The organism is Pseudomonas sp. 1 (genome assembly GCF_056626735.1).
Genome location: NZ_JBWXMQ010000011.1, coordinates 56,003 through 82,202 on the forward strand (window position 1 = coordinate 56,003; position 26,200 = coordinate 82,202).

18 protein-coding genes and 1 other RNA gene are annotated in these 26,200 nt (G+C 61.8%); 12 read left to right on the forward strand and 7 right to left on the reverse strand.

Annotated elements, in window-relative coordinates:
* Positions 1-10 precede the first annotated feature (10 nt).
* The 3 genes from xdhC to xdhA all read right to left on the reverse strand — a co-directional run bounded on the left by xdhC (position 11) and on the right by xdhA (position 4,849).
* Positions 11-868: a xanthine dehydrogenase accessory protein XdhC gene (xdhC, locus tag AC1MDC_RS17705; protein ID WP_007952025.1), complete on the reverse strand. Its 858-nt coding sequence runs from the start codon at positions 866-868 to the stop codon at positions 11-13.
* A gap of 140 nt (positions 869-1,008) precedes the next feature.
* Positions 1,009-3,402 (reverse strand): xanthine dehydrogenase molybdopterin binding subunit, encoded by a 2,394-nt coding sequence (gene xdhB / locus AC1MDC_RS17710; protein ID WP_085700230.1) that lies wholly within the window; start codon positions 3,400-3,402, stop codon positions 1,009-1,011.
* On the reverse strand, positions 3,395-4,849 hold the full coding sequence (gene xdhA / locus AC1MDC_RS17715; protein ID WP_085703541.1) for a xanthine dehydrogenase small subunit: 1,455 nt from the start codon (positions 4,847-4,849) through the stop codon (positions 3,395-3,397). The genes xdhB and xdhA overlap by 8 nt, the downstream gene beginning before the upstream one ends.
* 266 nt (positions 4,850-5,115) lie before the next feature.
* Between xdhA and AC1MDC_RS17720 the strand changes: the two genes are divergently transcribed.
* From AC1MDC_RS17720 to AC1MDC_RS17750, 7 genes are all read left to right on the forward strand, one after another.
* Complete coding sequence (locus AC1MDC_RS17720) at positions 5,116-5,775, forward strand: GntR family transcriptional regulator (RefSeq protein ID WP_085700228.1); 660 nt, start codon at positions 5,116-5,118, stop codon at positions 5,773-5,775.
* A 2-nt stretch (positions 5,776-5,777) separates the two neighbouring features.
* Positions 5,778-9,266, forward strand: coding sequence for a chromosome segregation protein SMC (gene smc, locus AC1MDC_RS17725; RefSeq protein WP_480393411.1), 3,489 nt, complete (start codon positions 5,778-5,780; stop codon positions 9,264-9,266).
* A gap of 258 nt (positions 9,267-9,524) precedes the next feature.
* The gene (zipA, locus tag AC1MDC_RS17730) at positions 9,525-10,391 is read left to right on the forward strand and encodes a cell division protein ZipA (protein WP_064378762.1); all 867 of its coding nucleotides are present in this window, start codon (positions 9,525-9,527) and stop codon (positions 10,389-10,391) included.
* A gap of 87 nt (positions 10,392-10,478) precedes the next feature.
* The gene (ligA, locus tag AC1MDC_RS17735; protein ID WP_480393412.1) at positions 10,479-12,836 is read left to right on the forward strand and encodes an NAD-dependent DNA ligase LigA; all 2,358 of its coding nucleotides are present in this window, start codon (positions 10,479-10,481) and stop codon (positions 12,834-12,836) included.
* Positions 12,837-12,990: 154 nt separating this feature from the next.
* Entirely contained in the window at positions 12,991-14,157 is a 1,167-nt protein-coding gene (locus AC1MDC_RS17740; RefSeq protein ID WP_480393413.1) for a zinc-binding metallopeptidase family protein, read from the forward strand.
* Between the two features lie 111 nt (positions 14,158-14,268).
* An RNA gene (ffs, locus tag AC1MDC_RS17745) (signal recognition particle sRNA small type) lies at positions 14,269-14,365 on the forward strand.
* 228 nt (positions 14,366-14,593) lie between these two features.
* Positions 14,594-16,549 carry a hypothetical protein gene (locus tag AC1MDC_RS17750; protein ID WP_480393414.1) on the forward strand — a complete coding sequence of 652 codons (1,956 nt, stop codon included), beginning with the start codon at positions 14,594-14,596 and terminating at the stop codon, positions 16,547-16,549.
* Between the two features lie 9 nt (positions 16,550-16,558).
* Here the strand turns inward: AC1MDC_RS17750 and AC1MDC_RS17755 are convergent, their stop codons facing one another.
* Positions 16,559-17,308, reverse strand: a complete 750-nt coding sequence (locus AC1MDC_RS17755; RefSeq protein WP_480393415.1) for a substrate-binding periplasmic protein — start codon at positions 17,306-17,308, stop codon at positions 16,559-16,561.
* A gap of 145 nt (positions 17,309-17,453) precedes the next feature.
* Between AC1MDC_RS17755 and dnaX the strand changes: the two genes are divergently transcribed.
* The 5 genes from dnaX (at position 17,454) to AC1MDC_RS17780 (ending at position 23,078) form a co-directional block, all read left to right on the forward strand.
* Positions 17,454-19,538, forward strand: a complete 2,085-nt coding sequence (dnaX, locus tag AC1MDC_RS17760) for a DNA polymerase III subunit gamma/tau (protein WP_480393416.1) — start codon at positions 17,454-17,456, stop codon at positions 19,536-19,538.
* Positions 19,539-19,605: 67 nt separating this feature from the next.
* Positions 19,606-19,944 (forward strand): YbaB/EbfC family nucleoid-associated protein, encoded by a 339-nt coding sequence (locus AC1MDC_RS17765; RefSeq protein ID WP_007951650.1) that lies wholly within the window; start codon positions 19,606-19,608, stop codon positions 19,942-19,944.
* A 210-nt stretch (positions 19,945-20,154) separates the two neighbouring features.
* The gene (locus AC1MDC_RS17770; protein ID WP_480393417.1) at positions 20,155-21,189 is read left to right on the forward strand and encodes an NADP-dependent oxidoreductase; all 1,035 of its coding nucleotides are present in this window, start codon (positions 20,155-20,157) and stop codon (positions 21,187-21,189) included.
* 66 nt (positions 21,190-21,255) lie between these two features.
* The gene (recR, locus tag AC1MDC_RS17775) at positions 21,256-21,858 is read left to right on the forward strand and encodes a recombination mediator RecR (RefSeq protein ID WP_085700219.1); all 603 of its coding nucleotides are present in this window, start codon (positions 21,256-21,258) and stop codon (positions 21,856-21,858) included.
* A 71-nt stretch (positions 21,859-21,929) separates the two neighbouring features.
* Positions 21,930-23,078, forward strand: coding sequence for an acyl-CoA dehydrogenase family protein (locus AC1MDC_RS17780; RefSeq protein WP_085700218.1), 1,149 nt, complete (start codon positions 21,930-21,932; stop codon positions 23,076-23,078).
* Between the two features lie 134 nt (positions 23,079-23,212).
* Here the strand turns inward: AC1MDC_RS17780 and AC1MDC_RS17785 are convergent, their stop codons facing one another.
* From AC1MDC_RS17785 to hemN, 3 genes are all read right to left on the reverse strand, one after another.
* Positions 23,213-23,761, reverse strand: a complete 549-nt coding sequence (locus AC1MDC_RS17785) for an adenine phosphoribosyltransferase (protein ID WP_085700217.1) — start codon at positions 23,759-23,761, stop codon at positions 23,213-23,215.
* A 78-nt stretch (positions 23,762-23,839) separates the two neighbouring features.
* A complete protein-coding gene (gene fnr / locus AC1MDC_RS17790) occupies positions 23,840-24,574 on the reverse strand; it encodes a fumarate/nitrate reduction transcriptional regulator Fnr (protein ID WP_007951654.1) in 735 nt (244 codons plus the stop codon).
* Between the two features lie 199 nt (positions 24,575-24,773).
* The gene (gene hemN / locus AC1MDC_RS17795; protein WP_011333280.1) at positions 24,774-26,156 is read right to left on the reverse strand and encodes an oxygen-independent coproporphyrinogen III oxidase; all 1,383 of its coding nucleotides are present in this window, start codon (positions 26,154-26,156) and stop codon (positions 24,774-24,776) included.
* Positions 26,157-26,200: the final 44 nt, after the last annotated feature.

The window sequence follows — 26,200 nt, forward strand, 5'->3', positions numbered from 1 at the left end:
GGTTCTCTAATCAGTTTGAGGCTTTGAGTGTGGCGGCCTGACTGCGCCGGGAAACCGGCAGCAGTTTGGCAATCGGTTCGGCGCTGGCGGTGTGCTGGCCGAAATTGGCGTTATAGGTGGCGATGATTTCGCCGGCGATGGAGATAGCGATTTCTACAGGCAACTTGCCTTTGACTTCACCGATGCCCATCGGGCAGCGCATGCGTTGCACGACGCTGGCGTCGAAACCACGGTCACGCAGGCGATGTTCGAACTTGGCCCGTTTGGTTTTCGAGCCGATCAGGCCGAACCAGGTGAAGTCGTTGCGCTTGAGGATCGCGGCGGTTAGTTCCAGATCCAGCTGATGGTTGTGGGTCATGACGATGCAATAGCTGCCGGCGGGCAGGTCGTCGATTTCATCCACAGGCTCCTCGGCGACGATTTTGCGCACGCCGTGGGGAATCTGCTCGGGGAATTCCTCCTCCCGGGAATCGATCCAGCGCACCCGGCAGGGCAGGCTGGCGAGCAAGGGCACCAGTGCGCGACCGACATGACCGGCGCCGAACACGGCGATCTGCGCCTGCACCTGGCCCATCGGTTCGAACAGCAGCACCGTCGCGCCGCCGCAGCACTGGCCCAGACTGGCGCCGAGGCTGAAGCGCTCCAGATGGGTGTCCTGCTTGCCGCTGGCGAGCATCTCGCGAGCGATCTGCATGGCTTTGTATTCCAGGTGCCCGCCACCGATGGTGTCGAACGTCTGGCGGGCGCTGACGACCATTTTCGAGCCGGCATTGCGCGGCGTCGAGCCGAGCTCTTCGATGATCGTCACCAGAACACAGGGTTCGCCCTGGTTCTGCAGGTCGGCGAGGGCGTCGATCCAGTTGTACATATCTCACCTCTCAGATCGTTCCCACGTCGAGGCGTCGAACCGTCGCGTGGGAATGCATCACTGGACGCTCCGCGTCCGCTGTTCAGGATGCGACGCAGAGCGTCGCGGGCTGCATTCCCACGCAGGCGTGGGAACGATCATCAAACAACCTCGGTTTCAGCTTCGACGGCCTTCACCGCCTTGAGCTGACGCATCTGCTCGCAACCCCACAACACCCGCTCCGGGGTCGCCGGCGCGTCGATCTTCGGCTGATGCTTGTAGTCGCCGAGGCTGGCCACCGCATCCTTGATCGCGCACCACGCGGCGATGCCGAGCATGAACGGCGGCTCACCCACTGCCTTGGAGTGGAACACCGTGTCTTCCGGGTTCTTGCGGTTTTCCACCAGTTTCACCCGCAGGTCCAGCGGCATGTCCGCCACGGCCGGGATCTTGTAGCTGGCCGGGCCGTTGGTCATCAGCTTGCCCTTGTTGTTCCACACCAGTTCTTCCATGGTCAGCCAGCCCATGCCCTGGACAAAGCCGCCCTCGACCTGGCCGATGTCGATGGCCGGGTTCAGCGAGGCGCCGACGTCGTGGAGGATGTCGGTGCGCAGCATCTTGTACTCGCCGGTCAGGGTGTCGACGATCACTTCGCAGCACGCCGCGCCGAAGGCGAAGTAGTAGAACGGCCGACCACGGGCCTGGCTGCGGTCGTAGTAGATTTTCGGGGTCTTGTAGAACCCGGTGCTCGACAGCGACACCTGATTGAAATACGCCAGCTGAATCAACGCTTCGAAGGTCATGATGTGGTCGCGCACACGGACGTGGCCGTTGTGGAATTCCACGTCTTCTTCGCTGACCTTGTAGTGCCGCGCCGCAAATTCAACGAGGCGTTGCTTGATGATTTCCGCCGCGTTCTGTGCGGCTTTACCGTTCAGGTCAGCACCGCTGGAGGCCGCCGTAGGCGAGGTGTTCGGCACCTTGTCGGTGTTGGTCGCGGTGATCTGCACGCGATCCATTTCCACCTGGAACACTTCGGCCACGACCTGCGCGACTTTGGTGTTCAGGCCCTGGCCCATTTCCGTGCCGCCGTGGTTCAGGTGGATGCTGCCGTCGGTATAGACGTGCACCAGCGCACCCGCCTGGTTGAGGAAGCTGGCGGTGAAGGAAATGCCGAACTTCACCGGGGTCAGCGCCAGGCCTTTTTTCAGGATCGGGCTATTGGCGTTGTAGCGACGGATCGCTTCGCGGCGTTCGGCATACTGGCTGCTTTCTTCCAGCTCGGCGGTCATCTCTTCGAGCATGTTGTGCTCGACAGTCTGGTAGTAGTGGGTGACGTTGCGCTCGGTCTTGCCGTAGTAGTTGGCCTTGCGCACGGCCAGCGGATCGAGGTTGAGGTGACGGGCGATGGCGTCCATCACTTCTTCGATCGCGACCATCCCTTGCGGGCCGCCGAAACCCCGATACGCGGTGTTCGACGCGGTGTTGGTCTTGCAGCGGTGACCGTTGATGGTCGCATCGCCGAGGTAGTACGAGTTGTCCGAGTGGAACATCGCACGGTCAACGATCGAGGCCGACAGGTCAGGCGAGCAGCCGCAGTTGCCGGCCAGATCCATCGCGATCCCGTGCAGGCGCCCGTTGCTGTCGAAGCCCACGTCGTACTCGACATAGAACGGGTGACGCTTGCCGGTCATCAGCATGTCTTCGACCCGAGGCAGGCGCATCTTGGTCGGCTGGCCGGTGAGGTGCGCGATCACTGCGCACAGGCATGCCGGGCTTGCGGCCTGGGTTTCCTTGCCGCCGAAACCACCGCCCATGCGGCGCATGTCGACCACGATCTTGTTCATCGACACGTCGAGGACTTCGGCCACCAGTTTCTGCACTTCGGTGGGGTTCTGGGTCGAGCAGTAGACGATCATGCCGCCGTCTTCGGTCGGCATTACCGAGGAAATCTGCGTCTCCAGATAGAAGTGTTCCTGACCGCCGATGTGCAGCGTGCCTTGGATGCGGTGCTCGGCCGTGGCCAAGGCGTTGGCCGAATCGCCGCGCTGGTGGGTGTGGCTGTCGAGTACGAAGTGGCGTTTGCGCAGGGCTTCGACCACGTCCAGCACCGGCTCCAGATCTTCGTATTCGATGATCGCGGCCATCGCGGCCTTGCGAGCGGTTTCGAGGTCTTTGGCGGCCACCGCCAGTACCGGTTGACCGACGAACTGCACGTCATCGATGGCCAGCAGCGGATCGCCCGGCATCAACGGGCCGATGTCTTTCAGGCCCGGCACGTCTTCGTGAGTGATGGCGATGCGCACACCTTCGAAGGCGTAGCAGGGTTTGGTATCGATGCTGATGATTTTTGCGTGGGCGCGATCCGACAACCGTGCGTAAACGTGCAACTGGTTAGGGAATTCCAGGCGGTCATCGATGTACTGCGCTTCACCGGACACATGCTTGGCGGCGCTGTCGTGCTTGACGCTGCGGCCGACGCCGGTGGTCAGGTCCCTGGCGAACAGTTCAGCCAGTTCAGCTTGTGTTTTCTCTACGCCGTGATGGTTAGACATAAGCGGTCACCCGAGTCTCGATGTGCGGTGTTTGCAGTTCGATGAAGTATTTGCGCAGCAGGTTCTGCGCGCTGAGCAGGCGGTATTCCTTGCTGGCGCGGAAGTCCGAGAGCGGAGTGAAATCCTCGCCCAGCGCAGTGCAGGCACGTTCGACCACCGCGTTGTTGAACGGCTGGCCGAGCAGCACGGCTTCACAATGAGCGGCGCGTTTCGGGATCGCGGCCATGCCGCCGAAGGCGACGCGGGCGTCGGTGATCACGCCGTTTTCGACGCGCAGGTTGAACGCGGCGCAGACGGCGGAGATGTCATCGTCCAGACGCTTGGAGACTTTGTAGGCGCGGAAACGCTGCTCGGCCGTGGCGCGAGGCACGATGATTTTCTCGATGAATTCGCTTTCCTGGCGCGCGGTGACCCGGTAATCGATGAAGTAATCCTCGAGCGCCAGCGTGCGGCGCGTCTCGCCCTTGCACAACACGATCTGCGCGCCGAGGGCGATCAGCAGGGGCGGCGAGTCACCAATGGGCGAGGCGTTGCCGATGTTGCCGCCGAGGGTGCCCTGGTTGCGGATCTGCAGGGAGGCGAAGCGGTGCAGCAGCTCGCCGAAGTCCGGGTACTCGGCGTTCAACACTTCGTAGCAGTCGGAGAGGGCGGTGGCGGCGCCGATTTCGATGCGATCCTCGAAGTGCTCGATGCGCTTCATTTCGGCGACGTTGCCCACGTAGATCATCACCGGCAGGGTGCGGTGGAACTGCGTGACTTCCAGCGCCAGGTCGGTGCCGCCAGCCAACAGGCGGGCCTGTGGATAAGCATCGTAGAGGTCGGCCAGATCGGCCACGGTCAGCGGCACCAGGCAGCGTTTGTCGCCGCTGTTGAGTTCGCCGATCGATGTCGGGGCAATGGCTTTGAGGCGGGCAATGGTTTGCGCCTCACCGGCGTCGAACTGGTCAGGCTGCTTGCCGCAGCAGGATTGCTCGGCGGCGGCCAGGATCGGCCGGTAGCCGGTGCAGCGGCAGAGATTGCCGGCCAGCGCTTCGTGGGCCTTGGCATGATCCGGCGCATCGCTGTTCTTTTGCAGGGCGAACAGCGACATCACGAAACCGGGGGTGCAGAAACCGCACTGCGAACCATGACACTCGACCATGGCTTTCTGCACGCTGTGCAGTTCGCCCTTGTGCTTGAGGTCTTCGACGCTGATGAGTTGTTTGCCGTGCAGCGACGAAACGAACGTCAGGCACGAGTTGAGGCTGCGATAGCGAATGCGCTCGCGGCCATCGTCATCCGTCTGCAACTCGCCGACCACCACCGTACAGGCGCCGCAGTCACCGCTGGCGCAGCCTTCTTTGGTGCCGGGTTTACCCACGTGTTCGCGCAGGTAGTTGAGCACAGTCAGGTTCGGGTCCAGGGCGTGCTCGCTACGGAGTTCCTGGTTAAGTAAAAACTGGATCACGGAAGGCCTCGCAGACTCATTATTGTTGTTGAGCGACTTGAGCCGAATTTAGCAGGTCTGACTTTTCGGTCAATGGTTTTCTGACTTAAAGGTCAGGAAAAGCCGTTTTGTCGCTCAACCACGTGTCTCTTCAGTATTGACCCTTATGGGATCAAGCGCTTTTTTGCGGGATTCGTGCCAAAAACCGCTGTGCGGGCACTCCGCCATGACCGCGCATTGCGCTACACTGCGCCGCTTGTGCAGATCGAAGAGTTTGAAGGACAACCATGACGTTCAAGGCGCCGGACAGCCTCGCCGAGCAAATCGCTCACCACCTCGCCGAACGGATCATTCGCGGCGAAATGAAGCCGGGAGAGCGCATCCAGGAACAGAAGGTCACGCTGGCGCTGAACGTCAGCCGCGGCTCGGTCCGCGAAGCCTTGCTGATCCTCGAGCGCCGTCACCTGATCGCGATCCTGCCGCGCCGCGGCGCCCACGTCACTGAGCTTACGGCGCACAAGGTGCAGAGCCTGTGCACGTTGATGAGCGAGCTGTACATCCTGCTCGGCAACGCGGTGGCCAATGGCTGGCAAGTCCAGTCCGACATGGCGCCGTTCGTGCAGATCCAGCAGCGCCTGACCGCCAGCTACGAGCGTCAGGACATTCGCACCTTCGTCGACGAAAGCTTCAATGTGATGCGCGCCGCGTACCCGTTCGCCAACAACCCGTACCTGCAGGAAACCGTCGAGAACCTGCAACCGGCCATGAGCCGTGCGTATTTCCTTGCGCTGGAGCAGCGCAAGGCCGAGATGAGCGAATTCCTCGAACTGTTCGAACGCTTGCTCGCCGCCGTCCTCGCCCGTGACCTGCCGCAGATCCGCATCGTGCTGACGGCTTACGCCCAGCGCAGCTGCGATCTGGTGGTGGCCGCCCTGACGGTTGCCTGACCTTGCGGCTCAAGTGCATCAAACTGGCGGGGTTCAAATCCTTCGTCGATCCGACCACGGTGAACTTCCCCAGCAACATGGCGGCGGTCGTCGGGCCGAACGGTTGCGGCAAGTCGAACATCATCGACGCCGTGCGCTGGGTAATGGGCGAAAGCTCGGCCAAGAACCTGCGCGGCGAGTCGATGACCGACGTCATCTTCAACGGCTCGACCAGTCGCAAACCGGTAAGCCAGGCCAGCATCGAACTGGTATTCGACAACTCCGACGGCACCCTGCTGGGCGAGTGGGCGGCGTACGCGGAAATTTCGATCCGCCGCAAAGTGACCCGCGACAGCCAGACCACTTATTACCTGAACGGCGCCAAGTGCCGTCGCCGCGACATCACCGACATCTTCCTCGGCACCGGCCTCGGCCCGCGCAGCTACTCCATCATCGAGCAGGGGATGATCTCCAAGCTGATCGAGTCCAAGCCGGAAGACTTGCGTAACTTCATCGAAGAAGCCGCCGGCATCTCCAAGTACAAGGAGCGCCGGCGCGAGACCGAAAACCGCATCCGCCGTACCCACGAAAACCTTGCCCGTCTGACCGACCTGCGCGAAGAACTCGAGCGCCAGCTCGAACGCCTGCATCGTCAGGCCGAGGCGGCGAAGAAGTATCAGGAATTCAAGGCCGAAGAACGCCAGCTCAAGGCGCAACTGTCGGCCCTGCGCTGGCAGGATCTGAACGATCAGGTCGGCCAGCGCGAATCGATCATCGGCAACCAGGAGATCAGCTTCGAAGCGCTGGTCGCCGAGCAGCGCAACGCCGACGCGGCCATTGAACGCCTGCGCGACGGTCACCATGACCTGTCCGAGCGCTTCAATCTGGTGCAGGGGCGCTTCTATTCGGTCGGCGGCGACATCGCCCGGGTCGAGCAGAGCATCCAGCACGGCCAGCAGCGTTTACGCCAATTGCAGGACGATCTGAAAGAGGCAGAGCGCGCGCGCCTGGAAACCGAATCGCACCTGGGCCACGACCGTACCTTGCTGCTGACCCTCGGCGAAGAGCTCGATCAACTGACCCCCGAGCAGGAAATCACCAACGCCGCCGCCGAAGAGGCCGCCGCGGCGCTGGAAGATTCCGAAGCCGTCATGCACGGCTGGCAGGAGCAGTGGGACGCCTTCAACCTGACCGCCGCCGAACCCCGCCGTCAGGCCGAAGTGCAGCAGTCGCGCATCCAGCAGCTGGAAACCAGCATGGAGCGTCTGGCCGATCGGCAAAAGCGTCTGGGCGAAGAGCGGGCGTTGCTCTCGGCCGATCCGGAAGACGCGGCGATCATGGAGCTCAGCGAACAGCTCGCCGAGTCCGAAGCCACCCTTGAAGATTTGCAGACCAGCGAAGAAGCCCAAGTCGAAAAGCTTGAGCAACTGCGCCAGGAATTGCAGCAGGCGCTCACTGCACAGCAACAGGCGCAGGGCGATTTGCAGCGTTTGAACGGTCGCCTCGCATCCCTCGAAGCCTTACAGCAGGCCGCGCTCGATCCGGGTACTGGCACCGCCGAATGGCTGAAGGAGCACAACCTCGCCGAACGCCCGCGTCTGGCCGAAGGCCTGAAGGTCGAGGCCGGTTGGGAGCTGGCGGTGGAAACCGTGCTCGGCGCCGACCTGCAAGCGGTGCTGGTGGACGATTTCGACGGCTTCGATCTGTCCGGTTTCGCCCAGGGCGATCTGCGTTTGCTCAGCCCCGGCAATGACGGCGTGCGCGTGGCCGGCAGCCTGCTGGACAAGGTCGAGGCACTGGTTGATCTGTCGCCCTGGCTCGCTCAGGTCAAGCCGGTCGACAGTCTTGAGCAGGCGCTGGCCCTGCGCGGCCAGCTGGCTGCCGGGCAGAGCCTGATCAGCCGCGACGGTTACTGGGTCGGCCGGCATTTCCTGCGGGTGCGCCGCGCCAGCGAAGCCGAAAGCGGCATGCTTGCGCGTGGCCAGGAAATCGAAACGCTGCATGCGGAGCGCGAAGAGCGCGAAGCCACGGTCGAGGCCATGGAAACCCGTTTACAGACTCTGCGCGCGCAACAGCGTCAGCAGGAAAACGGTCGCGAGCATTTGCGTCGTTTGCTGCAAGACGAGGCCCGTCAGCAAGGCGAGCTGAAAGCTCAACTGTCCGCCGGCAAAGCCAAGGCCGAGCAGTTGAATCTGCGTCGCACCCGACTCGACGAAGAACTGGTCGAGCTCGCTGAACAGCGCGAACTGGAACACGAAAACATCGGCGAAGCGCGGATCCAGCTGCAGGACGCCCTCGACGCCATGGCCCTGGACACCGAACAGCGCGAATTGCTGCTGGCCCAGCGAGACAGCCTGCGCGAGCGGCTGGATCGGGTGCGTCAGGAAGCGCGCCAACACAAGGATCACGCCCATCAATTGGCCGTGCGCCTGGGCTCGCTGCGCGCGCAGCATGATTCGACCCGCCAGGCCCTTGAACGTCTGGAAATGCAGGCCGAGCGCCTCACCGAAAAACGCGAACAGCTCAGCCTGAATCTGGAGGAGGGCGAGGCGCCGCTGGAAGAGTTGCGCCTCAAACTCGAAGAGTTGCTCGACAAGCGCATGAGCGTCGACGATGAACTCAAGACCGCCCAGATCGCGCTGGAAGACGCCGACCGCGAACTGCGCGACGCGGAAAAACGCCGGACCCAGGCCGAGCAGCAATCGCAAATGATCCGTGGCCAGCTCGAACAGCAACGCATGGAATGGCAGGCCCTGACCGTGCGCCGCAAGGCTCTGCAGGATCAACTGCTGGAAGACGGCTACGATCTGCACGGCGTGCTCAACACCCTGACCGCCGAGGCCAGCGAGAAGGGCGCCGAAGAAGAACTCGAGCGCATCGCCGCGCGCATTCAGCGCCTGGGCGCGATCAACCTCGCGGCGATCGACGAATACCAGCAACAATCCGAGCGTAAACGTTATCTGGATGCTCAGGACGCCGATCTGGTCGAAGCCCTCGAGACGCTGGAAAACGTCATCCGCAAGATCGACAAGGAAACCCGTAACCGTTTCAAAGATACCTTTGATCAGATCAATGGCGGTTTACAGGCGCTTTTCCCGAAAGTTTTCGGTGGTGGACGCGCGTATTTGGAACTGACGGGCGAAGATCTACTCGATACAGGGGTGACGATCATGGCGCAACCGCCCGGCAAGAAGAACAGCACCATCCATTTGCTCTCCGGTGGCGAGAAAGCCCTGACGGCACTGGCACTGGTTTTTGCGATCTTCAAGTTGAATCCGGCGCCGTTCTGCATGCTCGATGAAGTTGACGCACCGCTGGATGACGCTAACGTTGGACGCTACGCACGATTGGTCAAGGAGATGTCGCAGACTGTGCAGTTCATCTATATCACCCACAACAAGATCGCCATGGAAATGGCTGACCAGTTGATGGGCGTGACGATGCACGAGCCGGGTTGTTCGCGACTGGTAGCCGTGGATGTCGAGGAGGCGATGGCGATGGTGGATGCCTGAGCCGGCGCTGTCGGAAAAGGTATTTGTAGTCTGTAGGACGTATTTACCGGTTTCGAATGGCTGGCCAATCGACATAATCGCGCAAGCCAATGAGACAGACGGTGTAAAGTTGTCTTTGGTCGTGCTAGTTTAATGTCAATTTTTCGTATACGTGGGCAAAACGCCTGTCAGAACATAGAGTTGGCGCCACGTTTTAAAGCGGTTTGCACAGTGTAAACCCCTTATTTTTCAGCATTTTTTATAGAGGCACGGGATTACATGGAAATCGGTCTGCGCGAGTGGCTGATCGTCATCGGCATCATTGTGATAGCCGGTATTCTTTTCGATGGCTGGCGCCGTATGCGCGGCGGCAAGGGAAAACTGAAATTCCGTCTTGACCGAAGTCTGTCCAACCTGCCGGACGAGGACACCAGCGCCGAGCTGTTGGGCCCGGCCCGTGTGCTGGACACCCATAAAGAGCCGCAACTGGACGAACACGATCTGCCATCGGTGAGCATGCCGGCCCGCGAAGCACGCGAGCCTCGCGAATCCGGTTCCAAGCGCGGCAAGCGTGGCAGCAACGGTCCGGCCCAGGGCGACCTGAACCTCGATCTGGATCTGGACGGCGGTCCGAGCTTCAGCAGCCGCGACGATGATTTCGTCGAGCCTGCCGCCAAGTCGTCGCCGGCAGTGGCCGATAAAGATCAGCCGCAAGCCGAAGAAGTGCTGGTGATCAGCGTGATCTGCCGCGACCCGGCCGGCTTCAAGGGCCCGGCACTGCTGCAGAACATTCTGGAAAGCGGTCTGCGTTTCGGCGAGATGGATATCTTCCACCGTCACGAAAGCATGGCCGGCAACGGTGAAGTGCTGTTCTCCATGGCTAACGCGGTCAAGCCGGGCATCTTCGATCTGGACGACATCGACCACTTCAGCACCCCGGCGGTGAGCTTCTTCCTCGGCCTGCCAGGCCCGCGTCATCCGAAGCAGGCCTTCGACGTGATGGTGGCGGCAGCCCGCAAGCTGTCCCAGGAACTGAACGGCGAGTTGAAAGATGACCAGCGCAGCGTCCTGACCGCGCAGACCATCGAGCACTACCGTCAGCGCATCGTCGAATTCGAACGCCGCGCCCTGACCCAGAAGCGTTGATTGAAAAGGTTGCCTCGCAATAAAGGGGCAATCGGCAAAATAGATTGAGCAGCCTCGGCTGCTCTTTTGCTTTATGAGAGAACACCCATGACTGCCGCCAAAGACCGCATTCTAGAGCTGCGCGCTGAGCTCGATCAGCACAACTACCGTTACCACGTCCTCGATGAGCCGAGCATTCCGGATGCCGAGTACGACCGGTTGTTCCACGAGCTCAAGGCGCTGGAAGCGGCCAATCCGGAACTGATCACCAGCGACTCGCCTACCCAGCGTGTCGGTAGCGTGGCCCTGACCGCGTTCACCCAGGTGCGTCACGAGGTGCCGATGCTCAGCCTCGGCAACGCCTTCGAAGAAACCGACATGCGCGAGTTCGACCGCCGGGTGACCGAAGGTCTGGATCTGCCGGCCGGTGACCTGTTCGGCGGTGGCGCGGCGGTGGAATACAGTTGCGAACCGAAACTCGATGGCCTGGCGGTCAGCCTGCTGTATCAGGACGGTGTGCTGGTGCGTGGCGCCACACGCGGCGACGGCACCACCGGTGAAGACATCAGCGTCAACGTGCGCACCGTGCGCAACATCCCGCTGAAGCTGCACGGCACGGGCTGGCCGGCGACGTTGGAAGTGCGCGGCGAAGTGTTCATGTCCAAGGCCGGTTTCGAGCGCCTCAACGCCTCGCAACTGGAAATCGGCGGCAAGACCTTCGCCAACCCGCGCAACGCCGCCGCCGGCAGCCTGCGTCAGCTGGATTCGAAGATCACCGCCAACCGTCCGCTGGAATTCTGCTGCTACGGCATCGGCCAGGTCTCTCACGATATTTCCGACACTCACATCGGCAACCTCAAGCAGCTGCAAGCCTGGGGGCTGCCGATCAGCCATGAATTGAAACTGGCCAAAGGCATCGGCGAATGCCTGGATTACTACCGCGATATCGGCGAGCGCCGTAATTCGCTGGCTTACGAAATCGACGGTGTGGTGTTCAAGGTCAACAGCATTGCCGACCAGCGCGAACTGGGCTTCCGCGCCCGCGAACCGCGCTGGGCCATCGCCCACAAATTCCCGGCCATGGAAGAGCTCACCGAACTGCTCGACGTGGAATTCCAGGTCGGCCGCACCGGCGCCGTCACGCCTGTGGCGCGCTTGAAACCGGTCAAGGTCGCCGGTGTGACCGTGGCCAATGCCACGCTGCACAACATGGACGAAGTCGCCCGGCTGGGCCTGATGATCGGCGACACGGTGATCATTCGCCGCGCCGGTGATGTGATTCCGCAAGTGGTGCAAGTCGTTGCCGAGCGTCGCCCGGAAGACGCGCGGCCGGTGCAGATTCCCGAGAATTGTCCGGTGTGCGGCTCGCACGTCGAGCGCACGCAACTGGTCAAGCGCAGCAAGGGCAAGGAAACCATCAGTGAGGGCGCGGTGTATCGTTGCGTCGGCCGACTGGCCTGCGGTGCGCAACTCAAGCAGGCGATCATTCACTTCGTATCGCGCCGGGCGATGGACATCGAAGGCCTTGGCGACAAGAGTGTCGAGCAACTGGTGGACGAAGGTCTGGTCAGTTCGCCGGCTGATCTTTACGCGCTGAAGTTCGAGGACATCGTCGACCTCGAAGGCTTCGCCGAAGTGTCGAGCAACAAGTTGCTGGCTGCTATCGAAGACAGCAAGAAGCCGGGTCTGGCGCGCTTCATCTATGCGCTGGGCATTCCGGATGTCGGCGAGGAGACGGCCAAAGTGCTGGCGCGTTCGCTGGGATCGCTGGAGCGTGTCCAGCAAGCCTTGCCGCAAGTGCTGACGTACCTGCCGGACATCGGCCTGGAAGTGGCGCACGAGATTCACAGCTTCTTCGAGGATGCGCACAACCGGCAGGTGATCAGCGAACTGCTGGGCCACGGTTTGCAGATTCAGGACCAGGGCGAGTTGGGCGCCGAGTTTGCCGCGAGTACCACGCTGGGCGGCTTCCTCGACAAGCTGCATATTCCTTCGGTGGGCCCGGGCGGGGCGCAGAAACTGGCGGACAAGTTCGAAACGCTGGAAGGGGTGATGAACGCTGACTGGCTGGACATGCGTCAGGCATTGCCGGAGAAACAGGCCAACTCGGTTCGCGGGTTCTTCGCCTTGCCCGAGCATCGTCAACTGGCCGAAGACGCCGAGAAGCAGCTGCGCGATTTCGGCATGCACTGGCAGAGCGAAAGGAAAGTCGTCGAAGGCCTGCCGCTGGCCGGCGAAACCTGGGTGCTGACCGGCAAGGTCGAGCTGATGAGTCGCGATGTCGCCAAGGAACACCTGGAAAGCCTCGGCGCCAAGGTTGCGGGTTCCGTGTCGGCCAAGACTCATTGCGTGGTGGCCGGACCGGGCGCCGGGTCGAAACTGACCAAGGCCAACGAGCTGGGCGTGAAAGTGATGGATGAAGAGGCGTTTATCGGGTTCCTGAAAGGGCACGGTATCACTGCCTGATTGATCGACAGATGCGCTCCGCGTGGGAATGCCGCCCGGACGCTCCGCGTCCGCTGTGACGCAGAGCGTCACGGTATGCATTCCCACGCAGAGCGCGGGAACGATCTGCGCGCGGGAATGATCTAGTCTTGGCAAGCCCCAGGGAGAGATCGCCATGTACCGCTTTTTCGAGCAGCTCAGTTCCCGCATCGTCGCGCCGTTCATGGGCGAATCCTCGCGCAACAGCAAGGTCTGGCCGTGCCGCTGCGGCCAGTCGCTGTTCTTTCGCAACAGCCAGTGCCTGGCCTGCAACGCGGCGCTGGGTTATCAACCGGAACACAGTCGGCTGACCTCGCTGCAACCGGGGCCGCAAGAGGGCACCTGGGCGCTGGACGTCGATCCCGAGGCCGGGCTGTTCCGGCGTTGCGCCAATCTCGACACTCCGGCCGGCTGCAACTGGCTGCTGCCCGCCAACGATCACGACACCCTGTGCGCGGCCTGCGCTCTGAATCGCACCATTCCCGACCTGTCCGCCCCGGAAAACCCCGAGCGCTGGCGCAAAGTGGAAATCGCCAAGCGGCGACTGGTGGCGCAACTGATTGGCCTCGGCCTGCCGGTCATCCCGAAAACCGTCGACGAAGAAACCGGCCTGGCCTTCGATTTCATCGGCGTCGATCTGCAAGGCAATGCGCCGATGACCGGCCACGCCAATGGCCTGATCACCCTCGACATCGCAGAAGCCGACGACGCCCACCGCGAGCAGGTCCGGGCGCAGATGCACGAACCCTATCGCACGCTGCTCGGGCATTTTCGCCATGAGGTCGGGCATTACTACTGGGATCGGTTGATCGCCAACAGCCCTTGGCTGGGTTCATTCCGCAACCTGTTCGGCGACGAACGCGCCAGTTATGCCGAGGCACTTGAGCGCCATTATCAGCAGGGCGCACCGGCCGACTGGTCGCAGCATTACGTCAGCGCCTACGCCACCATGCACCCATGGGAAGACTGGGCGGAAACCTGGGCGCATTACCTGCACATGATGGACGCGGTGGATACCGCGCTGGGCTTTGGCATGAGCGCCCGGGAGATGGACCTGGATTACCAGCCGTTCCCGTCCAGCACGTTGTACGACCCCGAGCATCCCGGCGGCGCGGCGTTCCTGTCGTTCGTCAATGCGTGGATCGAACTGGCCGGCATGCTCAACGAACTGTCGCGCAGCATGGGCCAGCCGGATTTCTATCCATTCGTCCTGCCGCCTGCGGCGATCGCCAAGCTGCACTTCATTCATCTGGTGATCCAGCAAGAGGGCGGCCGCGCGGACGAGGTGCTTCAGGCGCAATAGCAAGTGCTTGAAGCCCTTCATGTTTTTTATCTGCAACGAGCGGTTGTAACTTCGTCTCAGATAGGTACAATGGCGCGGCTCGCCGACAGGCGAGTGTCGTTATGGTGACCCTATCGGTCCCCCCGCAACGATTACCCGTGAACCTGGTCAGAGCCGGAAGGCAGCAGCCACAGCGGGAACATTGTGTGCCGGGGTGTGGCTGGTAGGGTTACCACCTTAACGAACATCGAACGAGTCAGACAGAACTGCATGGGTTTCGCCCACTGCGGTTTTTTTATGCCTGCGATTCGTCGTTCGAGTCAGCACACCTTGCTCGCGATGGCGTCGACACGGGGTAATCATTTCTCCTGCAATCGCGCATACTCGCCACAACCGAAATGAATGAAGAGTCTGACCGGGATCGACCTCAGGGGTTGTGCCCAGGTCGCGAGGTTTTATGCTCCCGGAACATTCCGATTTATCCAGCCCTGTGTTCTTGCCCGTCACGGATGAAACCTGCGCGAACCTGTTGCAGGCGGAGGGCGCAACAGCGCTCGAGAGCCTGACCGATCCGGAATTGGCGGCGGTGCTGGTTATTCAGAATCTCGTGCAGACGAAAGAGCAGGATCTCGGCGCAATTGCGGCAGAAAAGATTCTGGCCAAACTCTTGGCCTGGGCTGTCGAAAAACGTCAGTCAGCGACGGCTGGTCTGTTGTCAGAAGCCCGGCGGCTGTTCGACCCGCGCAAATTGTATTTCGGCCTGAAGGTTCTTAATCCTCTGAACCTGCGTTTTCTGTTGGCTGAAGAAATATCGGCGCGCGACTACTTGTTGCCCGATGGTCAGTGGGATTTCGAATACAAAGTCCGGCGTCATCGCCGCCATGACCCGTTCAGCCAGCCGATAGTGACGCCCCGTTACCGCGAGCGCTGGTTGAGCCCGGCCCAGGACAAACTGGTCAGAACCTTCCGCGCCAACCTGGACGAAGATCTGCACGTTCAAGGTTACGCAGGGATCGGCAAAAGCCATCTGCTGGTGGCCTTGCTGGAACATCTGCGCCCGGAAAAGACCCTGTTGCTGGCGCGCACCCCGGCCAAACTGGAGGTGCTTCGCCAGCGGATGGCGGGGCCGAGCGAGAAGAAGGCCGGCAAGACCTTCCTGGCGTTTGCGCAGTCGCTGATGCTCGGGCGCAGGCCGCAGGCGGAGGGAGGGCGAATCCCGACCCGGCAGGCGCTGGCGCAGGAACTGAATATCTTCGGTTTTCGCCACCACGACGGGCAGGCGACCCTTGAACTCTGCCTCAAAGTGATCGAACGCTACTGCCGCTTCCGCGATCACACCTTTTCGGCGAAGCATCTGCCGCATTTCAACCAGCCGCTCTCCAGCGTCGACGCTCAGGTGTTGCTGGAATATTCGAGCCGGGTGTGGGGCTACCTCGAACTCAATCCGGCGTGGGGCAGCCAGACCGGCTTCGAAGCGCTACTGATGATCAAGCGGGCCTGCATCGCTGGTTGCGTGGTGCCGGCGCGCTACACGCATGTGCTGATCGACGAGAGTCAGGACATTCCCGGGTCGCTGTTGCAGATCATCGAGCGCGGGCGTCAGGTGCTGATCACCCTCGGCGACGAGTATCAGCAGGCCAGCGGCGTGCCGGTCAAACGGCACCGTGAGGTTCGCCAGAGCGATATCAGCTATTCCGTGCGTTCGGGGCGCAATGTCGAACGGCTGGTCAATCCGCTGATCGCCCGACACTCGCAGAAGGGCAAGATTCCATTCGAGGGTGCCAGTGATGCTGACGTCGTCATCAAGGAATACCCGGAAGGCTTCGTGCCGTCCGAAGGTTGCGTGGTGCTGACGGCATCGCCATGGGACAGCATGATCTGGGCGATCCATCTGCACGATTCCAATCGCAAGTTCAGATTCCCGGACAAGCGAACCCAGGATGATCTGAAGCATTTCATGGCCACCGCCATCGAACTGTTCAAACCGGATTTCTACCGTTCCGAATTCAGCGAAAACGGCGTGCATCCGTATTTCAGCGACCTGCCTGACTGGCAAGCGGTGTGCGACGCAAACCGGTTCGACGAATCGTTTCTGCGGGTCAAGGACAAGCTGGAAAACGGCTTCATGATTGCCGACCTGACGCGCCTGAACCGAATGATCGACAACGCCGGCAACGGCTGCCTGTTGATGCTCGCGCAAGAGGCGGGGGGCATGGAGTTCGACAAGGTCCTGCTGACGCCGGGGTTGCTGACCAACGAGAAATTCAAGGATGCCTACGCGTTCGATCAGCGGATCTGCGCCGTGTACATCGCCATCTCCCGCGCCAGGCTGAAGCTTTATGTGCCGTACGATGTGGTGACGTGGGTCGAGTATCACGAGTACCAGCAATTTCGCGATACGGCGGGGCATTGAAGGCCCGGCTCACGGTTCACTGGCCGATCCTCCGGTATACAACCGGATAATGTCATCAATCTCCCCCGACATTTTCATCCGCAGCAATGTCCTCAATATCCGCTGCACCGGCACGTCCGGGTCGTTGCGCACATAGCAGCCGATCTTCTGTTCCTGCAACACCGCCACCGCTTGCAGTTGCTGCTGCGGCATCAGGCGCTGATTGAACCAGTCCAGGGTCCATTGATTGCTCACGGCGTAGCGGTAGCGGCCGGCCATTAGTTTGTCGAGTACCTGCGCCTGGTTGCGCGCGTCTTCGCGCCATAGCCGGTCGGTGTCGAATGTCGGTTGCAGCGTGGGGTAGCTGTAGCCGAGCACGGTGCCGATCGACTGGCGGGGCAGGAGGGCCGGATCGACGCTGGGCGGCTGGTCCTGGCGGCTGATCAGCAGATCACGCTGAAAGAACAGCGGAATGCTCCAGATGTAATCCCCGGACAGATTCGGCAGCCAGGATTGTGCGGCATAGCAGCGCACATCGACTTCGCCGTGTTCCATGGCGTTCTGCACGCGGTTGCGGGGCAGGACGTGAAATTGCGCCGGCACGCCAACCTGAGTCGCCAGGCTGAGCATGATGTCGTAAAGGATGCCCTGGGTCGGGCGGCCGCGTTCGATCTGCACCATCGGCATCGCCCAGCTGTCGGCAACGACGAAGCGCAGCGGCGGTTGCGACGCCATCGCGCTCAGGCTCAATCCCAGTAATGCCCCCACGGCCCACCGCATAAATGCTCCGGTAATTCCCGATCCCGAGCCGACAAAAGCCCTCGCTCATGCAGCTTAGCCAGAATAGACGAGCACATCGGATGCAATTTTGCCCTTGCTCCGCTAGCATTAGCCGCTTCTGCTTCCTTTGCCGCGACGGTTTTCGATGAGTTATCAGGTTCTTGCACGTAAATGGCGTCCGCGCTCGTTCCGCGAAATGGTCGGCCAGACCCATGTGCTCAAGGCTCTGATCAATGCCTTGGACAGCCAGCGCCTGCACCACGCCTACCTCTTCACCGGTACGCGGGGCGTTGGCAAGACCACGATTGCGCGGATCATCGCCAAATGCCTGAACTGTGAAACAGGTATCACTTCAAGCCCGTGCGGCGAGTGTTCGGTGTGCCGCGAGATCGATGAAGGTCGTTTCGTCGACCTGATCGAGATCGACGCCGCGAGCCGGACCAAGGTCGAGGACACCCGCGAGCTGCTCGACAACGTGCAATACGCCCCGAGCCGCGGGCGCTTCAAGGTCTACCTGATCGACGAAGTGCACATGCTCTCCAGCCATTCCTTCAATGCGCTGCTGAAAACCCTCGAAGAGCCACCGCCCTACGTCAAGTTCATCCTGGCGACCACCGACCCGCAGAAACTTCCGGCAACGATTTTGTCGCGATGCCTGCAGTTCTCCCTGAAGAACATGACACCTGAGCGTGTGGTCGAGCATTTGACTCACGTCCTGACCGCCGAAAACGTACCGTTCGAAGACGATGCCCTGTGGCTGCTCGGCCGCGCCGCCGACGGTTCGATGCGTGACGCCATGAGCCTGACCGACCAGGCCATCGCCTTCGGTGAAGGCAAGGTGCTGGCCGCCGATGTGCGGGCAATGCTCGGTACGCTGGATCATGGCCAGGTTTACGACGTGCTGCACGCGCTGATCGAAGGTGATGCCAAGGCGTTGCTCGAAGCCGTGCGTCACCTGGCCGAACAGGGTCCGGACTGGAACGGCGTGCTCTCGGAAATTCTCAACGTGCTGCACCGCGTCGCCATCGCCCAGGCCTTGCCGGAAGGTGTCGATAACGGCCACGGCGACCGTGACCGGGTGCTGGCGCTGGCCCAGGCCCTGCCGGCCGAAGACGTCCAGTTCTATTACCAGATGGGCCTGATCGGCCGCCGCGACTTGCCGCTGGCGCCGGACCCGCGAGGCGGTTTCGAAATGGTGCTGCTGCGGATGCTGGCCTTCCGGCCGGCAGACACGGCGGATGCCCCGAGGCAACCGCTAAAGCCAGTGGGGATCAGCCAGGCCACAGTTGATTCCGCAAACTCAGTGGCTGCCGCGCCGAAACCTGCGCCGGTAGTGGCTGCCGCTGTTGCGCCGGCTCCGGTGGTTGCACCGGCACCTGCGCCTGTTCCCGAGCCTGTACCGGTTGCCGCGGTGATTGCGCCTGAACCCGTTCCTGAGCCAGAACCCGAGCCGGTCGTGGCCGAAGAAGTCGTCGACCTGCCGTGGAATGACCCGGTAGAACCTGCGCCTGGGCAGCAGCCAGCGGTCGAGCCCGTGCTGGAAACCACCGCCGAACAGCCGGATCTGCCGCCTATGCCGCTGCCGACCCCGGACAGCGTCGTGCCGGACGCCCCGGAGTGGGCCGCCGCGCCGATCCCCGAGCCGTCAGTGGCCGAAGTCGATGCCGCCACACCGGGCATGGACATGGACGACGAGCCGCCGCTCGACGAGGACTACATCGAGCCGGACATGGATTCGGCCTACAGTTACCTCGACGATCTGGCCAGCGAACACGCCGCAGAACCGGCTCCCGAACCCGAGCCGGAACCTGCCGCCGCGCCGGCCACCGGTCTGGCCCTGCAGTGGCTGGAGCTGTTCCCGCAACTGCCGATCTCCGGCATGACCGGCAGCATCGCCGCCAACTGCACGCTGATCGCGGTCGATGGCGACCACTGGCTGATGCACCTGGACCCGGCCCACAGTGCCTTGTTCAACGCCACCCAGCAGCGTCGTCTGAACAATGCGCTGAACCAGTTCCACGGACGCACGCTGACCCTGACCATCGAGCTGATCAAGCCCGAGCAGGAAACCCCGGCCCAGGCCGCGTCCCGGCGCCGTGCCAACCGTCAGCGCGAGGCGGAGGAGTCGATCCACGGCGATCCGTTCATCCAGCAGATGGTCCAGCAGTTCGGTGCGGTCGTGCGACACGATACTATTGAACCTGTCGACGCCCTGGTCAGTCAGGGCTAATAACTGAGGGCGTCCGGCCTGTGTGGCCGGGCGCTGTTTTGATCCAAGTACTTTTGAGGTGATTCCCATGATGAAAGGTGGCATGGCCGGCCTGATGAAGCAGGCGCAGCAAATGCAGGAAAAAATGGCCAAGATGCAGGAAGAACTGGCCAACGCCGAAGTCACCGGCAAAGCCGGTGGCGATCTGGTCACCGTGGTGATGACCGGTCGTCATGACGTGAAGAAGGTCAGCATCGACCCGAGCGTACTGCCAGGCCTGGACGAAGACGACCGTGAAGTGGTCGAGGATCTGGTGGCTGCAGCCGTCAACGCCGCCGTGCGTCAGATCGAAGCCAACAGCCAGGCGAAAATGGGCAGCATGACCGCTGGCATGAACCTGCCGGCCGGTATGAAACTGCCGTTCTGATTCGCCTTGGCGGGTTGGATGAGCGACAAAAAATGCCAGGCATCGTGCCTGGCATTTTTTTTGGCCTGTTGATCGTTCCCACGCTCTGGACTGACCCCGACAAAGTGGACGATTCGATACCTCGACGATCGCTTATCAAACGGAACGCACCATCCCCACCAAGGTCTGCTCCCTATACCACCGAATTCATCATTCAAAGGAGACGCTGACATGTCCGACCCTCTGACCCTCAATCAACGCTTCGTGCTGGCCTCGCGACCGGTGGGCGCGCCAACGCCCGAGAACTTCCGTCTGGAGCGCGAGGCGCTGCCGGACCTTGAAGACGGCCAGGTGTTGCTCAAGACCCTGTACCTGTCACTTGATCCCTACATGCGCGGGCGCATGAGTGATGCGCCGTCCTATGCAGCGCCGGTACAGATCGGCGAGGTGATGACCGGCGGTGCTGTCAGCCGTGTAGAACAGTCACGTCATCCGAAATTCCACCCCGGCGATCTGGTGGTGGGTGCCACTGGCTGGCAAAGCCACAGCATCAGCGACGGCCGCAACATCATCCCGATCCCGTCCGGCCTGCCGAGCCCATCGATGGCCCTCGGCGTGCTGGGCATGCCCGGCATGACCGCCTACATGGGCCTGATGGACATCGGCCAGCCAAAAGAAGGGGAGACTCTGGTGGTCGCCGCCGCTTCCGGTGCAGTGGGCTCGGTGGTCGGCCAGGTGGCGAAGATCAAAGGCCTGCGCGCCGTCGGCGTGGCCGGTGGTGCCGAGAAGTGCAAATACGTGGTCGAGCAATTGGGCTTCGACGCCTGCATCGATCACAAGGCACCGGACTTTGCCGAGCAACTGGCCAAGGCCTGTCCCAATGGCATCGACATCTATTACGAAAACGTTGGCGGCCATGTTTTCGATGCGGTCGTCCCTCTGCTCAATCCCAAGGCGCGGATCCCGCTGTGCGGCCTGATCGCCGGCTACAACGCCTCGGAAGCGCCGAAAGGCCCGGATCGCTTGCCTGCCTTGCAACGCACCTTGCTGACCAAACGCGTACGGATTCAGGGCTTCATCGTGTTTGACGACTATGGCGACCGTCAGCCGGAATTCATCAGCGCCATGGTGCCGTGGGTGCGCGATGGCAAGGTGAAATTCCGCGAGGACGTGGTCGAGGGCCTGGAGCAGGCACCGCAGGCGTTTATCGGGCTGCTGGAGGGGCGTAACTTCGGCAAACTGGTGGTGAAGGTTGCACAGGACTGAGGATTTGACGCTGGCCGGAGGCGCGGGTATAAACCGCGTCTCGTTGTTTTGTCGGACTTTTTCCCCATGAGCTTCAGCCCTTTGATTCGCCAACTGATCGACGCCCTGCGAACTTTGCCGGGCGTGGGTCAGAAAACTGCCCAGCGTATGGCGTTGCAGTTGCTCGAGCGTGACCGCAGCGGCGGCACGCGCCTGGCCCAGGCCCTGAGCCAGGCCATGGAGGGGGTCGGACACTGCCGTCAGTGCCGCACGCTGACCGAAGACGATCTGTGCCCGCAATGCGCCGACACCCGCCGCGACGACACGCTGTTGTGCGTGGTGGAAGGGCCGATGGATGTCTACGCGGTCGAGCAGACCGGGTTCCGCGGTCGCTACTTCGTGCTCAAGGGGCACCTGTCGCCGCTGGACGGCCTGGGCCCGGAGGCCATCGGCATTCCACAATTGATGGCGCGGATCGAAGAGGCGGGCACCTTCACCGAAGTCATCCTCGCCACCAACCCGACCGTTGAAGGTGAAGCAACCGCCCACTACATTGCTCAGTTGCTGCAGAGCAAAGGCCTGATCGCCTCGCGCATCGCTCACGGCGTACCGTTGGGTGGCGAACTGGAACTGGTGGACGGCGGCACGCTGGCTCACTCGTTTGCAGGGCGCAAGCCGATTTCCCTCTGAGCCACACAATCCTGTTGAAAACCAAGCAAGCGCTCGGTTAAGTTCGGCGAACCCTTCCATGGAGTTCGCCGATGCCCGCCTTCCAGGAATACTTCGACCCCAGCCACCAATTGGTCCGCGACAGCGTCAGACGTTTCGTCGAGCGCGAGATCCTGCCGGACATCGATACGTGGGAAGAAGCCGAAAGCTTCCCCCGTGAGCTTTACCTCAAGGCCGGTGCGGCCGGCATCCTCGGCATCGGTTACCCCGAAGCGCTGGGTGGCAGTCACGAAGGAGATCTGTTCGCCAAGATCGCCGCCAGCGAAGAACTGATGCGTTGTGGTTCCGGCGGGCTTGTAGCCGGGCTCGGTTCGCTTGATATCGGTTTGCCGCCGATCGTCAAATGGGCCCGGCCCGAAGTCCGTGACCGCGTCGTCCCTCAAGTGCTCAGCGGCGAGAAGATCAGCGCCCTGGCAGTGACCGAGCCGGGCGGCGGCTCCGACGTCGCCAACCTGCAGACCCGCGCCGTGCGCGATGGCGATCATTACCGGGTCAGCGGCAGCAAAACCTTTATCACCAGTGGCGTGCGCGCCGATTACTACACCGTCGCGGTGCGTACCGGTGCGCCCGGTTTTGCCGGCATCAGCCTGCTACTGATCGAGAAGGGCACACCCGGTTTCACCGTTGGCCGGCAACTGAAGAAAATGGGCTGGTGGGCGTCGGACACCGCTGAATTGTTCTTCGACGATTGTCCGGTGCCGGTGGGCAATCTGATCGGCGCGCAGAACATGGGGTTTGCCTGCATCATGGGCAACTTTCAGAGCGAGCGTCTGGCGTTGGCCTTGATGGCCAACATGACCGCGCAACTGGCGCTGGAAGAGAGCCTGAAATGGGCGAAGGAGCGGCAGGCGTTCGGCAAGCCCATCGGCAAGTTCCAGGTGATCAAGCATCGCCTTGCGGAAATGGCCACGGCGCTGGAAGTCTCGCGGGAGTTCACCTACCGGCAGGCGGCGAAGATGGCGGCGGGGCAGAGCGTGATCAAGGAAATCTCCATGGCCAAGAACTTTGCCACGGACACTTCGGATCGCATTACCAACGAGGCGGTGCAGATTCTTGGCGGGCTGGGTTATATGCGCGAAAGCCTGGTGGAGCGGCTGTACCGGGATAACCGCATTCTGTCGATTGGCGGCGGGACGCGGGAAGTGATGAACGAGATCATCAGCAAGCAGATGGGACTGTAATCCTCGGTGTTGATCGTTCCCACGCTCTGCGTGGGAATGCAGCCCGGGACGCTCCGCGTCCCTTCCAAAGCCGAACGCGGAGCGTCCGTTGAGGCATTCCCACGCAGAGCGTGGGAACGATCGGGCGCGGGGTTTTACTTGTCAGTCAGGGCAAACTGCGTCAGGCAGAACGTCGCAATCCCCATGTCCTCAAGACGCTGCGAACCACCCAGCTCCGGCAGATCAATGATCGCCGCCGCTTCGTGAACACGGGCGCCCATGCGGCGGATCAGGTTGGCCGCTGCGATCAGCGTGCCACCGGTGGCGATCAGGTCATCGAACATCACCACCGAATCGCCTTCACACAGGCTGTCGGCGTGCACTTCGAGGAACGCTTCGCCGTACTCGGTTGCGTAGCCTTCGGCCAGCACATCCGCCGGCAGTTTGCCTTGCTTGCGAAACAGCACCAGCGGCTTGTTCAGCTGATAGGCCAGCACCGACCCGATCAGGAAACCGCGAGCGTCCATCGCGCCGATGTGGGTGAAGTCGGCTTCCACATAGCGGTGGGCGAAGCTGTCCATCACCAGGCGAAGGGCCTTGGGCGACTGGAACAGCGGGGTGATGTCGCGAAAGATCACACCCGGTTTCGGGAAGTCGATCACGGGGCGGATCAGGGATTTGATGTCGAAGGAGTCGAAGACCATCGTCGAGGTGTCCTGGCAGGGCTGCAAACGGCGCAGTATACCCGCGGCTGAAACGATACGCTCGGCCGCGGGTCGAGATCAGACTTCGAGCGAGCCGCCGGCCAGGGCGCAGAGCTGGATCGGGTCGAGGATATGGATTTCCTTGCCCTCGGCTGCGATCAGTTCGTTCTGCTGGAAGCGGGTGAAAACTCGGGACACGGTTTCCACCGCCAGCCCCAGGTAGTTGCCGATTTCATTGCGGGACATGCTCAGGCGGAACTGGTTGGCCGAGAAGCCGCGAGCGCGAAAACGCGCCGACAGGTTGACCAGGAACGTGGCGATGCGCTCGTCGGCGGTTTTCTTCGACAGCAGCAACATCATTTGCTGGTCATCGCGGATTTCGCGGCTCATCACGCGCATCAACTGACGGCGCAGCTGCGGCAGTTGCAGGGCCAGTTCGTCGAGGCGCTCGAAGGGAATTTCGCAAACCGAAGTGGTTTCCAGCGCCTGGGCGGAAACCGGGTGTTTCTCGGTGTCCATGCCGGACAGCCCGACCAGTTCGCTCGGCAGGTGGAAACCGGTCAGTTGTTCTTCGCCGGTGTCGCTCAGGCTGAAGGTCTTCAGGGCGCCGGAGCGTACTGCATAAACGGAATCGAAGGTGTCGCCCTGGCGGAACAGGAACTCACCCTTTTTCAACGGGCGGCCACGTTTAACGATTTCGTCCAGCGCATCCATGTCTTCCAGATTCAGCGAAAGTGGCAGGCAGAGAGGGGCCAGGCTGCAATCCTTGCAATTAGCCTGGTTGTGAGCGCGCAGTTTAACTGGCTCGGACATTTCTTAAATCCTTGTGGGAAAACACACATAAGGCGTAAGGGTAACCCAGCGGAGGACATTCAGGCCAGCCTGTGGCGAGATTGCCCCCAAGGCATGAAGCCGCAGGGATGACGGCCGATAAACGTGTCTCGGACGGCGTGCAAGGCACCGTTTCGATGACCGTGATACCCGGACAACCCCTGCGTTGTGCTTGAAAAAGCTAGATCACCCGCGAGAAACGCTGGCGGTTTTGCTGTTCCAGGTAGGCGTCGAACACCATGCACACCGAACGTACCAGCAGGCGACCGGCCGGCAGCACGGTGATGCGCTCGCGATCCAGTTCGATCAGCCCGTCCTGCGCCATGCCCTGCAATTGCGGCCAGAGCGCGCCGAAATAACCCTGAAAATCGATGTTGAAGCTGCGTTCGATCTCGGCGAAATCCAGGCTGAAATTGCAGATCAGTTGCTGGATCACTGCACGACGCAGGCGATCGTCAGCGTTACACACCAGACCACGACTGGTGGCCAGTTGCGCGCCGGCGAGGGTGTTCTGGTAGTGATTGAGGTCGCTGCTGTTCTGGCAGTACAGGTCGCCGATCTGGCTGATGGCCGACACGCCCAGCCCGATCAGGTCGCAATGACCGTGGGTGGTGTAGCCCTGGAAGTTGCGCTGCAGGGTCGATTCTTCCTGAGCAATCGCCAGTTCATCGTCGGGCAGGGCGAAGTGGTCCATGCCGATGTAGCGATAGCCGGCGGCGGTCAGTTGTTCGATGGTGCGTTGCAGCATTTCCAGTTTCTGCGCCGGGCTTGGCAGTTCGTTGCCGTTGATCCGCCGCTGTGGCATGAAGCGTTCCGGCAGGTGCGCGTAGTTGAACACCGAGAGTCGGTCCGGTTGCAGGCTGATGACTTCCTCGACGGTGCGGGCGAAATTGTCCGGGGTCTGTTTGGGCAGGCCGTAGATCAGGTCGATGTTGATCGAGCGAAATTGCAGAGTCCGCGCTGCGTCGATCACCGCGCGGGTTTCTTCCAGGCTTTGCAGGCGATTGACCGCCCGTTGTACCGCCGGGTCGAGGTCTTGCAGGCCGATACTGACCCGGTTGAAGCCTAATTCGCGCAGCAGGCCCATGGTCGACCAGTCGGCTTCGCGCGGGTCAATCTCGATGCCGTAGTCGCCGGAATCATCGTCCAGCAGATTGAAGTGCTTGCGCAGGTGCGCCATCAACTGGCGCAGTTCGTCGTGGCTGAGAAAGGTCGGCGTGCCGCCGCCGAAGTGCAGTTGCTCGACTTTCTGTGCGGGGTCGAGGTGGCAGGCGATCAGCTGGATTTCCTGCTCGAGCCGTTGCAGATACGGCAGCGCGCGGCCGCGATCTTTGGTGATGACCTTGTTGCAGGCGCAGTAGTAGCAAATATTCGCGCAGAACGGCACGTGCACGTACAGCGACAACGGGCGCAGGGCCTTGCGGCTGTCGCGCAGGGCGTGGAACAGGTCGAAGGTGCCGACCTGACTGTGAAATTGTACGGCCGTCGGGTACGAGGTGTAGCGCGGCCCCGCCAGGTCGTAGCGGCGGATCAAATCGGTGTCCCAACGAATGGCGTCGAGCATGCGGGCATTCCCCCGGATAGGCTGGCAGTGTGCCGAGTCTAGGG

What these genes read in the sequence shown, in the direction of transcription:
- AC1MDC_RS17755 (WP_480393415.1), bottom strand. Translation starts at nt 17,308, where the DNA reads ATGCGGTGGGCCGTGGGGGCATTACTGGGATTGAGCCTGAGCGCGATG.
- zipA (WP_064378762.1), top strand. Translation starts at nt 9,525, where the DNA reads ATGGAAATCGGTCTGCGCGAGTGGCTGATCGTCATCGGCATCATTGTG.
- dnaX (WP_480393416.1), top strand. Translation starts at nt 17,454, where the DNA reads ATGAGTTATCAGGTTCTTGCACGTAAATGGCGTCCGCGCTCGTTCCGC.
- xdhB (WP_085700230.1), bottom strand. Translation starts at nt 3,402, where the DNA reads ATGTCTAACCATCACGGCGTAGAGAAAACACAAGCTGAACTGGCTGAA.
- AC1MDC_RS17740 (WP_480393413.1), top strand. Translation starts at nt 12,991, where the DNA reads ATGTACCGCTTTTTCGAGCAGCTCAGTTCCCGCATCGTCGCGCCGTTC.
- AC1MDC_RS17785 (WP_085700217.1), bottom strand. Translation starts at nt 23,761, where the DNA reads ATGGTCTTCGACTCCTTCGACATCAAATCCCTGATCCGCCCCGTGATC.
- AC1MDC_RS17780 (WP_085700218.1), top strand. Translation starts at nt 21,930, where the DNA reads ATGCCCGCCTTCCAGGAATACTTCGACCCCAGCCACCAATTGGTCCGC.
- AC1MDC_RS17720 (WP_085700228.1), top strand. Translation starts at nt 5,116, where the DNA reads ATGACGTTCAAGGCGCCGGACAGCCTCGCCGAGCAAATCGCTCACCAC.
- hemN (WP_011333280.1), bottom strand. Translation starts at nt 26,156, where the DNA reads ATGCTCGACGCCATTCGTTGGGACACCGATTTGATCCGCCGCTACGAC.
- xdhC (WP_007952025.1), bottom strand. Translation starts at nt 868, where the DNA reads ATGTACAACTGGATCGACGCCCTCGCCGACCTGCAGAACCAGGGCGAA.
- AC1MDC_RS17765 (WP_007951650.1), top strand. Translation starts at nt 19,606, where the DNA reads ATGATGAAAGGTGGCATGGCCGGCCTGATGAAGCAGGCGCAGCAAATG.
- AC1MDC_RS17750 (WP_480393414.1), top strand. Translation starts at nt 14,594, where the DNA reads ATGCTCCCGGAACATTCCGATTTATCCAGCCCTGTGTTCTTGCCCGTC.
- AC1MDC_RS17770 (WP_480393417.1), top strand. Translation starts at nt 20,155, where the DNA reads ATGTCCGACCCTCTGACCCTCAATCAACGCTTCGTGCTGGCCTCGCGA.
- fnr (WP_007951654.1), bottom strand. Translation starts at nt 24,574, where the DNA reads ATGTCCGAGCCAGTTAAACTGCGCGCTCACAACCAGGCTAATTGCAAG.
- ligA (WP_480393412.1), top strand. Translation starts at nt 10,479, where the DNA reads ATGACTGCCGCCAAAGACCGCATTCTAGAGCTGCGCGCTGAGCTCGAT.
- recR (WP_085700219.1), top strand. Translation starts at nt 21,256, where the DNA reads ATGAGCTTCAGCCCTTTGATTCGCCAACTGATCGACGCCCTGCGAACT.